Origin of the sequence: Agathobaculum sp. LCP25S3_E8 (assembly GCF_052117165.1) — a bacterium.
GTDB lineage: Bacteria > Bacillota > Clostridia > Oscillospirales > Butyricicoccaceae > Agathobaculum.
Genome location: NZ_JBQKJR010000042.1, coordinates 20555 through 27543, shown reverse-complemented (window position 1 = coordinate 27543; position 6989 = coordinate 20555). Strand labels below are relative to the sequence as shown.

Annotated in this window: 2 protein-coding genes and 1 pseudogene; 1 reads left to right on the top strand and 2 read right to left on the bottom strand. The window is 57.0% G+C overall.

Annotated features, from left to right (window positions below):
- Both ACTQ34_RS13025 and ACTQ34_RS13020 read right to left on the bottom strand, forming a co-directional pair.
- The coding region (locus ACTQ34_RS13025) for a beta strand repeat-containing protein (RefSeq protein ID WP_441364193.1) at positions 1 to 3827 on the bottom strand (3827 nt) is incomplete at its 3' end.
- 92 nt (positions 3828 to 3919) lie between these two features.
- A complete protein-coding gene (locus ACTQ34_RS13020) occupies positions 3920 to 4576 on the bottom strand; it encodes a TetR/AcrR family transcriptional regulator (protein WP_441364192.1) in 657 nt (218 codons plus the stop codon).
- Between the two features lie 811 nt (positions 4577 to 5387).
- Between ACTQ34_RS13020 and ACTQ34_RS13015 the strand changes: the two are divergent.
- Positions 5388 to 6938: pseudogene (locus tag ACTQ34_RS13015) on the top strand (recombinase family protein); the annotation flags it as partial.
- Positions 6939 to 6989: the final 51 nt, after the last annotated feature.

The following is a 6989-nucleotide window of genomic DNA, read 5'->3' as shown; positions in this document are numbered from 1 at the left end:
CCGGTCTTGCTCAGAGTGATGCTGTTCAGCGGGGTACTGGTGTAGATGGTGTCGCCCGAATAGCTGACCTCACCCACGTTGGGATCAGCCTTGGAGATGTTCACGGTGACCTCGGGCCGGCGCAGGGCATAGTTTTCCGACTTGTCACCGGTCAGGTCAATAGTGGCATAGGTAACGAGCTTGCCATTGCCTGCATCGGCGTTCGCGATGGTGCCGGTGGTGGGCATGGCGGCCGTGACCCGTCCTTCGTCACCGGCCACAATGCCGGACAGTTCACCGCCGGTCAGGGTAACATTCGTCGTGCCGTCATAGACCCGATCGGTGGCCGTCAGGCCGGTGACGGTCAGAACCTTGGGTACAATGGTAAAATCGTCGTAAACCACATCTTGCTGATAGTTGGCGGTGGCGGCGATGGTGGCCTTCACGGTGTAGCTGCCCGCGTCGGTGGGCTTCTCGGTTCCATAGGTGCTGTCATCAGCGCCCTGAACCTTGTAGCGGTAGGTGGCGGTGCCGTTCTCCTGAACGCCGCTTATCTGGGGCTCGTTGGGTGTATCGCCGTAGGTCCAGCCGTCCAGGGTGACGGAGACGGACTGGGACGCTGCGGTGATGGTGTAGGCATTGGTACCGCCGGTAAAGGTAAAGTTGTAGTTCCCGGAATTGGATGTTCCGGTGATGTCATAGCTGCCCACATTGCTGGTAGGCGTTGCGGTGGTAGACAGGGTGTAGACACCGGTGTCCCCGGACTCGATGCCATTGTCGGTAGCCGTCAGCTCCGCGATGGCCGCGCCGTAGGCGCTGCTCTTGGGCTGGATGGTCACAGTGACTTGCTTGGGGCTGATGATGGCGGTGGTGGTGGCCTGCTGCCCTTCCGCCGCCAGAATGTAGTTGCCCACGCTGCTGCCGCCCAGAGTCAGATTAGTGATGTTGACCGTCTTGCCATCAGCGGCGTTCTTATCCGTAAAGGTACCGGTGGCGGTGACGGTCAGGGTATCGTTGCCCAGCTTGCCGGCCAGCGTCACGCCCGAATAGATCAAGGTAGCCTCAGTGTTGCCGTCATAGGTCTTGCCGTTGGCGGTAATACCGGATACGGTGACCGGTCTGGGGCTGATGGTGAAGTCCTTCGTGGAGGAGGCTTCGGCATAGTTGGTGCCGACCGCCTGGGTGACCTTGACGGTGTAGTCGCCCGCGTTTGTGGGGGCGGCGGTGGAGTAACTGTTTTCGCCCTGCTTCGTATACTCCACGGTGACGGCTCCGTCGCCGGTAACTGTATAGCCGCTCTCTGTCAGGACAGCGGGCTGTCCGTCATAGGTCTTGCCGGGGTTGCCGGTGATAGTCACGCTGCCGGCAGCCTTATTCACCGTGACGGTGGCCGAACCACTATTGATAGTGATTCCATCATAGGTGACCGCGCAATGGTATTGGTATGTACCCGCGTTGGGCTTGGTCAGGGTCAGCGTGTTCGAGGTTTCTCCCGGCAGTGCGGAGCTATCCTTGTACCACTGGTAGGTAATTCCTGTCGCATTGCCGCTGGGATTCTGCGCGGCAATGCTGAGGGTGACGTCTGCGCCATAGGTGACGGTCTGAGCAGTGGGCTGGGTCGTAATCTGCACCGCCTGGATGTACGCCGCAGAGATATCCACCGCCTTACTGGGCATGGTGAATTTGTTGTCCGCGTTGATGGTCAGACCGGCGGGCGCGTTCCAATGGTCGAAGCGCTGACCGTCGGGCGGGGTGTTGGGGGTCAGGGTGACAGCCGTCCCCTGTTTTGCGTAGGAATTGCTTTTATATTCGGTCGTACCCGCCGCCGTGCAGTTTGTGAGGAACAGGCGGTAATACACATTGCCGCCCACCGCGCCGGTCAGGGTGCCGTCCACATAGACATTGCCGTTGTTGGTGAGGTTGCTGCCAGCATTCAAGGTGGCGTTCTTGTCGATCAGCAGGTTTTCCCCGCTTTTCACTTCAAAGGCACTGTTCAGGGTCTGGGCACCGTAAACGCCGCCGTCGCTGCCCTCAAAGATGATGCCGCTCCAGCTTGCCTTGCCGCTCTGGTCGCTGATGCTGTTGGCATAAATGACGGCTTTTCCGCTGCCGTCGGTTGCAAAGCTGCCGCCACTGCCGCCGATGCCGGCGCCGGTCTGTTGGCTGGAAGTGCCGCCATTGGCGGTGACGGTGCCGCCGCTGATCTTGATGGTGCCGCCTGCTTTGTTTGTGGAGCCGCTGCTGCCGCCGCCGATGCCAGCGCCGCCACCATAGGCGGCGGTGCCGCCGGTGGCGTTGACGGTGCCGCCGGTGATGGTGATTTCGCCGCCGGAGGCGTTGCTGCCGCCGCCGATACCCGCGCTGTTTTTGCCGCCGTTGGCGGTGACGGTGCCGCCGGTAATGGTAATGATGCCGCCTGTGCCATCGGTTTTGCTGCCGCTGCCAATGCCTGCGCCGCCGGTGACGGTGCCGCTGCTGTTGGCAGTGACTTTGCCGCCGTTGATGGTGATGGTGCCGCCGTCGCCGCCCCAGCCGCCGCCGATACCGGCGGCGCTGTCGCCGCCGGTGGCGGTGACAGCGCCGCTGCCGGAGATGGTAATGCTTTCGCCGGAGCCTTGCTGGCCGCCGCCGATGCCTGCGCCGAATCGGTCGCCGCCGGTGGCTGTGACTTTGCCGCCGCTGATGTCGATGGTGCCGCTGCTGCCGGTCTTGCCGCCGCCGATGCCCGCGGCATATATGCCGCCCGTGGCAGTAACGGTGCCGCCGCTGATGGTGATCTTGCCGCCGGAGCCGCCATTGCCGCCGCCGATGCCCGCGCCTCTGTCTCCACCGGTGGCTTCGACGGTGCCGCCGCTGATGGTGATCTCGCCGCCGGCGCTGTCGCTACCGCCGCCGATGCCCGCGCCGTTTTTGCCGCCGGTGGCTGTGACTTTGCCGCCGCTGATGCTGATTTCACCGCCGCTGATGCCTGCGCCGCCGCTGGCTCCGGCTTTGGCAGTGACCTTGGCGCTGCCTTCTATGTTGACGCTGCCTTTGGAATTGCTGGCGGAGATGGCATCGATGCCCGCGCCGCTGCCGGCGCCGGTGGCGGTGACCTCGGTGCTGCCGCTGATCGTGATGGTGCCGCCGCTGATGCCCGCGCCGCTGGCGGCGGTGGCGGTAACATTGCCGCCGGTGATGGTGATGCTGCTGGCCGCGGAGCCTTTGATGCCCACGCCGCTGCCAGTGCCGGTGGCGGTGACGGTGCCGCCGTTGATGTTGAGGGTCTTGACGTAAATGCCCGCGCCGTCGTTCGCGCTGCCGGCGGTGACGGAGCCGCCGTTGATGGTGACGGTGCCGTAGGTAGCCTTGATGCCTGCTGCGTCTTTGGAGTTGGCGGCGCTGGCCTCGATCACGCCACCGTTGATGGTAAGGGAGCCGCCACTGTCGAAGGATATTCCATAAGAGTAGTTAAACTCGCCGCCGCCCGTGGCGATCAGCTTGCCGGTACCAGCATTCTGCCCGTAGATGGTCAGGTTGCAATTCTTTTTGACGGCTAAAAAAGATTTGACAGCAAGTGTACATCCGTCGGTCAGGATCAGGTGCACATTGCCCTTGAGATTGAGGACGCCGTATATGGTGACCGCTCCATTCACCACATACCATGTATCGGCGCCGTCTGTGCCCCAAGTGGCGTCTTGGAAGTTGGGTCTGTTCTCGCTGCTCTTTGCCTCGGTGTAGCTGTCGCAGGTCTGCGCATCGCCGTTTGCGTCCAGATATGAGACGCTTCCCGCCGCCAGCGCCGTCGCGGGCAGCAGACTCAGGCACAGGGCCAGCGTCAGCAGAATACTGATTGCTTTTTTCTTCATTTCTGTTTCCTCTTTCATAATTGGCGTGTGGACAAAGTTTTGATGGGATGGAACATCCCATCATGAAGGGGGTACCCCCTTCATGAGCTTTTTCAGTTCGATGTGTCCCTGACCCATGCCAGCAGCATTTCCTTCAGGTGGGACAGCTCCTTCCAATAGTCGCCGGTACGGTTGTTTGCCCATACGAGCCCCTGCGCGTACCGTTCCGCCATGCCCAGCATGGTCAGGGTGATGGTGGTGAACAATTCATCTTCCGGGAGATCGGTGCGGATGCTGCCGTCCGCCTTGGCCGCTTCATATTTCCGGTGAAAAAGCATGCCTATGGGCTTTAGTACATCAAGCTGCACCGCAAGCTGCTCCTCCGACGCCCCTTCCCGGCAGATGTAGCTTTTGTAATTCGCGCTAAAGCGCAGAACCTCCGGCCGCTCCCGGTAGAGGCGGAGCATGGAATCACAATAGAGCTCGACCAGCTGATAAGCATTCCGGCTTTCCAGGTCTTCCGGGTCGACGGCCTGTAAGACCTCCTTCCACACCGTTTCCCACATGTCGGCGCTGATGGCGATCACCAAATTCAGCTTGTTCTGATAATACTTGTACAGGGTGGCGATGCCCACATCCGCTGTCTCGGCCACCATCTGCAAACTGACCGCTTCAATTCCATGCCTGGAGAATAAATCAAGCCCTGCTTCCAGCAGTTGCTTTTTCCTGCGTTCTGCCTCTCTCTCGTCCCGGGCGATATTTCTTGCCATAACCTGCCCCCTTTTGGAGTGATAAGATATAAATATAGTAACACTATTATAATAGAAATACTTATAATATGCAAGAGAAATTTTTCTTTGCGCAAAAGCGAAGATAAAAATCGTAAACCTTGCAGGGCATCTGGACAAGGTGTCTGGAAAGGCCGTAGCAGATGGCGTAGCGGAGGAAGCCGGTTTGAAAGTGTACTACCGCCGGCGCTCGGGGTATACGCTTTAATCAGAAACACTACATTTATATTCTCTCAGGGAAATGTTCGCGCCGAACAGAATTAGCCGCAGACAGAAGTATGCTATGATATAGATATTACAAAGGCCGAAGAGTATCACTATTCCTTCGATATCCAATATTTACTTCGTGCTGTATTCAACATTGCTTGAAAATAAAAGCAAGATGAATGAAATCTTGCAGATTCAGGGTATCTCTGCTGTAAAGCGAGTTTCTGAAAAAGCTATATCCGCCGGAATAATTTCTTCTGTGCTGTGTGCAACAAGCATTTTGTCAGGCATTTCGCTCTATATGTGCCATCTTGCGATTCTTCTACCAACGATTATGAATTGCTTTATTTCGGCAATCCTGTCTGGATTTTATTCTTGTAAAGTAAATTCGCTCAAAGCGGAAAACATCCATAAGGCGGTTATCTCGATGCTCTCTATTGTGATGCAAAGTATCCTTCTACTATTTGTGTAGACCGGCAGGTGTCTCCCATGAGACACCTGCCGGTTAATAGGTATATTCTCTTGGTTGTGTACTTCTGTGGCAAAGATGCCGGATCAAATAAATTGCAGAAAACCACCTTGATAAATCTCATCTCAGCGGGATATGCTGGAAAAGTTCTGTGAAAAGCAGGGATGGGAGGTTGCGGCAGTCTATCAGGACGACGGCTTCACCGGCCTGAACATGGAACGCCCCGACCTGAAACGGATGTTGAAGGCCATTGAGCGGAAGCAGATAAACCTTGTCATTACGAAAGATTTATCAAGGTTAGGGCGGAACTACTTGCAGACCGGGCAGCTTATCGAGGACTTCTTCCCAAGGAACGGCGTGCGCTATATCGCCATGAATGACGGTATCGACACCATGCGGGACAACAATGACATTGCGCCATTCAAAAATATCCTGAACGAGATGTACAGCAAGGATATTTCCAAGAAAGTCCATTCTTCCTATGTCCTGAAAGCGCAGAAAGGCCAGTTTACCGGCTGTCTTGCCCCTTTCGGCTACCGGAAAGACCCGGAGAATAAAAACCGCCTGCTGGTAGATGAAGAAACCGCCCCGGTTGTCCGGCTGATTTTCGGGTATGCGCTGGACGGCCACGGCCCCAACTACATCCGGCGCAGGCTGGAGGAAGAAAAGCACCCCTGCCCCACATGGTGGAACCGGAAACGTGGGCACCGGAACATCCGCACCAAATGGGAGAAGAAAGACCCGGAGAATGGGAAATATATTTGGGATTTCTCCGTTATCAAAGAAATCCTGATGAACCCCGTCTACACCGGTGCAGTCGCTTCCCAAAAGACCGAGTACCGCTTTAAAATCGGCACTATCCGGGACAAGAAGCCGGAGGACTGGATTGTGGTGGAAGGGACGCATGAGCCGCTGGTAGACAAAAAGAGTTTTGCCATCGTGCAGGAAAAGCTGAAATCCCGCCAGCGGCCGGGGCAGTCCGGGGAGCCGAGCCTGTTTGCCGGGCTTCTCAAATGCGGCGAGTGCGGAAAGTCCCTGACTGTCCGCTACACCAATGCCAAGCACCCCCAAAGGATTTATTCCTGCAAGACTTACAATGCCTTTGGGAAACAGCACTGCACCCAGCACCGGATTGATTATGACACGCTCTATGCCCTTGTGCTGAATAAAATCCGGGAGTGCGCCGCCGCTGCCCTGACCGACAGTGAAGCGGTGGCCGGGCGGCTGACCGACACCTGCGAAGCCGAGCAGAAAGGCCAGAGGGAAGCGATGGAGCGCACCCTTGCCAAAGACGAGGAACGGATTGAAGTGTTGGAAAAGATGGTGCTGCGGCTCTATGAGGACATGGTTGCCGGACGAATCACAGACGCAAACTTCAATCTCCTGCTGGAAAAGACGCAGAAGGAACAGGCGGAATTAAAGGCAAAAGTCGAGAAAGGCAGGAAGCACCTTGCCGATGAAATCCGGCTTGCCGTGGACGCAAGGCAGTGGGTGGAATCCATACAGGAATACCGGGACATCACCGAACTGGACGCTTCCACCTTAAACCGCCTGATTAAAGAAATCGTTGTCCATGAAACCATAGGCAGCGATAAGACAAGACACATTTCTATCGAAATTCATTTTAATCTCAAACCCATACCGGAAGTGGAGCAGGTCACAGGCTGACCGCTCCCCGCTCCGGGGAGGTTCTTTAAAAACTCCATATATATTTCTTGA